This window comes from Corynebacterium sp. HMSC034E11, from assembly GCF_001835905.1.
GTDB classification, from domain to species: Bacteria; Actinomycetota; Actinomycetes; order Mycobacteriales; family Mycobacteriaceae; genus Corynebacterium; species Corynebacterium coyleae.
Genome location: NZ_KV826398.1, coordinates 1 through 220, shown reverse-complemented (window position 1 = coordinate 220; position 220 = coordinate 1). Strand labels below are relative to the sequence as shown.

Below are 220 nucleotides of genomic sequence, written 5' to 3'. Positions count from 1 at the left end.
ATCGACGAGAACACCGGTGAGATCACCGTCACCTTCCCGGACAAGTCCAAGTTGAACAAGGACACCGTTGAGGAATTCGACGTTCCGGTTGTTGTGACCTACCCGGATGGTTCCACCGACGACGCGACCGCGAAGTTCAAGCTGGACACCGATGGCGACGGCACGCCTGATACCGAGGATCTAGACGATGACGGTGATGGCATCCCGGATGAGAAGGAGA

The 220-nt window shown here is 57.3% G+C and carries 1 protein-coding gene; it reads left to right on the top strand.

What is annotated here, in order from left to right:
- Positions 1-220 (top strand): YPDG domain-containing protein (locus HMPREF2690_RS12170; protein ID WP_168167290.1); only part of this gene is annotated, 220 nt, incomplete at both ends.